The organism is Methylobacterium sp. CCH7-A2 (genome assembly GCF_001557075.1).
Taxonomy (GTDB): domain Bacteria; phylum Pseudomonadota; class Alphaproteobacteria; order Rhizobiales; family Beijerinckiaceae; genus Allobosea; species Allobosea massiliensis.
In genome coordinates, this window is the sequence record NZ_LSKN01000322.1 from 1 (window position 1) to 4,400 (window position 4,400).

A 4,400-nucleotide genomic window follows, 5' to 3' on the forward strand; every position below is an offset into this window, starting at 1 on the left:
GCCTTCGGTCGCGCGGCGGCCGAATAGGCCGGATAGCGTTCGCGATAGGCCTGCATGAAGTCGGACAGGTTGTCGGCGCCGGCGGCGGCCGCGGCGCGTGCCATCTCGCGGATGTCGGCGGCCTTCGAGCGGTTCGCGCCGGTGACGAAGGCGAAGGTGCGCGCATCCGTGCTCTGCGCCATCTTGGTGGCGAACTTGCTCCGCAACCGGTCGAGCGAGAGCCCCTCATCGGCCATGACATAGGAGATCGCGGCGCGCATGACGTCGCCGCGCTGGCTGTCGGTGAGCGGCGTCTCGCCCCGCCAGGCCTCGTCGAGCATGCGCTCATGGGCTTCGCCCGCCTCGCGCCAGCGCCGTCCGGTCCAGTAGATGTCGGCGCGCAGCCGGTCGATCTCCGGACCGCGCTCGACCTCGAGCAGATCGAGCGCCTGGTCGGTGCGGGAGAGATCGGAGAGGGCCTTGGCCTCCAGCAGCAGCCGGGCGCGCTTCACGTCGGCCGGCAGCTCGACGAGCCGGGTCGTATTCAGGGCGCGCAGCGCGTCGGCCGGCTTGTTGTTCATCAGATTGACCATGGCGAGCCGCGCCGCGACCGTGGAGCGCGCCGCACCGGTCAGGCGGCGGTCGATCTGGTAGCGCAGGATCTCGCCGGCCTGGTCGAGCAGATCGAGCGCGACGAGCCGGTCGGCCAGCAGGCGGGTGATCTCGTCGCCGCGACGGCCGGCCGGGAGGAACTCGCGGAAATCGTAGAACAGGGCGAGCGCGTCGATGCGCGACAGATCGTCGATGCCGCGGCCGGCGAAGAGATCGGCGAAGCGCTGCGCCGTCTCGTCCTGCATCCGGCGCGTGATCGGATGCTCGGGGAAGGTCTCGGCGGCCCGGCGCGCGACCTGGAAGGCATCACGCCAGCGCTTGGCGTCGGCATAGATCCGGCCGAGCTCGCCCAGCGTCTCGATCTCGAGTTCGCCGCCGCGCCAGATCATCGAGACGGTCTCGAGCCGCGCCAGCGCCTCGTCGGCATTGATGTCGTTGCGCTTCTCGGCCTGGACGAGGCGCACCGCGCGCAACTGCGCCTCGGCCGCGACCGGGCGACTGCGCGCCTCGAACAGCGGACGATAGCCCGCGAGCGCATTGTCCGGGCGCCCCGCGCCGTCGTCCACCATCGCCCGCAGCAGGGCGATCTCCTCCTGATCGACCAGGTCGGGCCGCATTCCCGCCAGCGCGTCGATCTCGCGTTCGGCGATGGTCAGGTCGTTGAGCGCCAGCGCCGAGCGGGCCTTGGCCGCGCGCAAGGGCGCCTGCAGCTCGGGCGGGTAGCGGTCGAGGATGGCTTCCCCGCGCCGGAAGCCGAGCAGAGCGGGGCTGTGCAGGCCGCGGCGCTGGTCGACGAGCGCGCGCCAGAGCCCGGTTTCCGGGTCGTCCTTGATCGCGGGGGCCTCGAAAGCGGCTGCGGCATCCTGATGCCGGTGCATCTGCGCCGCGATCAGCCCCTTCAGGAAGAGGGCCTCGCGGTTGCGCCGCATGCTTGGATCGTCGGCGAGGAGGGCCATCAGAGGGCCCTTGGCTTCTGCCATCAGCCCGTTGGCCGCGTAGAAGCGCGCCAGGGCCAGGCGCTTCTCGGATTTGCGGGCGCGCGAGGCGCCGATGACCTCGCGCTGCAGCATGCGCTCATGGTCGCGCACCGTGTCGACGACGAGCTTGCTCCAGGCCTCCGGGTCGATCAGCGGCGTGCGCTTGGCGACGGCGTCGTCCTCGCCGGTCTTGTCGGGTTGGCCGACATCGAGCGTCACGGTGAGCCCGCCGCTGCGACCGATACGGACCTGCTCGGTGCCCGCCTGGACCACGACATCGTCCGAGCGTGGCATCACGACCAGCCCCTGCGTGGTCGGCAGCAGGCTGAATTCGACGAAATGATAGGGCTTGGCGGTGACGCGCACCGGCGCCGTGGCGGTGGCAACGGCGAGGGGCAGGCCGGAGGGGCCGGGCTCGAGCCAATGCACGCCGGTCATGCCGCGCAGCGGCACAGCGACCATCGTCTGTCCCCGCTCGTCGACGCCCCGCGCCGGAGCCAGCGGCTCGGAGGGCCTGCCGCCCTGATCGCCGAAGCCGAGCGACCAGGTGTTGCCGTCGTCGAAGAGGCGCGTCAGCGGCTGGCCCGCCAGCCGCAGCCGCACCAGCACGACGCGGCCCTCGCGGGTGACGGTCGCGTCCTCGATCAGCTGCGGCAGCAGCCCCTTGAGTTCGGCGGGGTCGAGCGTGTCGCGGGTGTCAAAGACAAGCGTGGCGATGCCGCCATCGGAGAAGCCGGCCGCGCCGGTCGGCCGCGGGAAGCGGAAATCGAGCCGGTTGCCGGAAGCCGCGATCCTGACCGGCTGGGGCGCGGGATCGACGGGCGGTGCCACCACGGCCGGGGGCGGGCTTGCCGCGGCCGGGGCTGCAGGCGGCGCCGCCGGCTTGTCGCCAGCCGGTGCCGCGGGGCCGGGCGCCGGGGAAGAAGCCGGGACGGCTGCCGCGCCGGCCGGCGTCTGCGCCGCCGCCAAGAGTGCGGCCACCGGATCGGGCGCCGCCTGCGCCTGACCCGCCGGCTTGAGGAGATCGACCGTGAGCCCGTCCTCGTCGCTGAAGCTGCGGACCTGCCAGCTCTTGGGCATGGCGATCGCGACGGTGGTTGTACCTGGGCCGGTATCGTGCGAGCGCAGCGCGATGCCGTCCGGCAGCGCGTCCTTGATCGCGCCGGGATCGACCGCGAGCGCCTTGTCGAAGGTCAGCGTCAGCAGGCCGTCGTTCAGAGTGGAGGCCAGCTTCGTCTCGGGCGGCACGTTGAAGATCAGCCGTTCCAGAGTCGGCAGGCTGGCCGTGCGCAGGCCGAGCGGGCGGCGGACCGCTTGGTTGGCGCGGGCGGCCTCGCGGGCGCGGCTCTCCGCCAGCCGCAGCCGCTCCGAGATTTCGGCGATGACCTCCGGCGGCGGGCCGGGCAGGACGCCCTTCCAGTTCTCCGGCAATAGGTCGATGAAGGCGCGCTCGCCGGCCTCGATCAGATTGGCGCGGTAAGGCTGGGCGAGGGCGAGGCGCATGCCGCGCCCGTCGGGATCGACGCGGGCGATCGAGACATAGGCCGGCAGCTCGCGGGCGATCTTGGCGACGTCGACCCGGACGCTGGATCCGAAGGCGACGACGAGGACGCCGTTGGAGACGCGAATGCGCGTCTGTGTCGGTTCGTCGAAGGTCAGTGCGATGCGCCCGAACCCCGGCGGCATTACCTCGCCGCGCAGCGTCGCGCTGGCGGCCAGCGCCGGCGCGCCGAGGCCGGCAGCGGCGGCGAGGGCCGCAAGGCCGATGCCGAAGGCGAGGGAACGCGGAAGACGCAAAGCCGGACACTCACGCAACACGACATGGTCGGAGCGGCCGGACGGACCACTCCGATCGGCGCAGGCTAGCGCGTCAAGGATAACGGTGCGTTAAGGGCTCGCCCCGCTCAGCGCCGCCGCGGGGCGGGAGCGATGGCGGGCAGTTCGGTGCTCGGCAGTGCCGTCGCGTCGACCGCAACGCGCTCGGTCGCGCCGTTGCGGGCGAGGTTAGCCAGTGCGACGGTGAGCTTCTCGGCCCGGTCTGGCGCCATGGCGGCCAGCACTTCGGACATCTTGCGCGGGTTCATCTGCTGGACGACGGGCACGAGCACGTCGAGCCCGAGCCGGTCGAAGACGCGGGCGGCGTCCTTCGGCTTCATCGCCTCATACATGATGACGAGGTTTTTGATCGCCTTGCTCTCCTCGCCCGGCGGCTTGGCGCCCGGGCCACCGCCGGCCTTGGTCTCCAGCTCCTTGAGGTCGCCGACGCGGCTGTCGAGCTTCTTCTCGGCGGTGTCGAGCAGGCGCTCGCGCATCTCGAGTTCGCGCATGCGGGCGTCGATCTCCTCGCGGCGCTCGCCGAGGCGCTCCAGCAGCGCCCGCTCGGCCGGAGAGACCGGCGGGGCGGTTCCATTGATGATCGCGGCCTTGTTGAGCGGGTTGGCTGCGCGCGCGGCCTCCGCCTTGGCTTCGGCTTCCGCCTTTTCCTTCTCCTTGTCCTTCTTCTCGGGCTTGTCGACGGAGCCGGTCGTCTCGGGATCGAGAATGGCGCCGAGTCGCGCCGCGCCGCTGCCTTCTGCAGAAGGTTTTTGCGCCGGGGCGGAGGTGGGCGTGTTCGCCAGCAGCAGGCCGCTGGAGGGGATGGTTCCGGGATAGGGCTCCGCCATCCAGGCGAACAGCTTCAGCGCCAGGAGAGCCATGGCGCCGAGGATGACGGCCGGGAGAAGGCGGGGCCTCTCGATCACGCGGCGTGGCCTTCCAGCCGCCTCGCGGCGCGCGCGCGGATGGCAGCGGCGGACTGGGCGGCACCCGCCAGGCGCGAGACCGGTTCGGGGG

2 protein-coding genes are annotated in these 4,400 nt (G+C 72.0%); both read right to left on the minus strand.

Features of this window, described 5'->3' with window-relative positions; genetic code table 11:
* A partial coding sequence (locus AX750_RS25020) for a hypothetical protein (RefSeq protein WP_066734831.1) occupies positions 1-3,365 on the minus strand: 3,365 nt, incomplete at its 3' end.
* 107 nt (positions 3,366-3,472) lie between these two features.
* Positions 3,473-4,309 carry a hypothetical protein gene (locus AX750_RS25025; protein WP_066720908.1) on the minus strand — a complete coding sequence of 279 codons (837 nt, stop codon included), beginning with the start codon at positions 4,307-4,309 and terminating at the stop codon, positions 3,473-3,475.
* Positions 4,310-4,400: the final 91 nt, after the last annotated feature.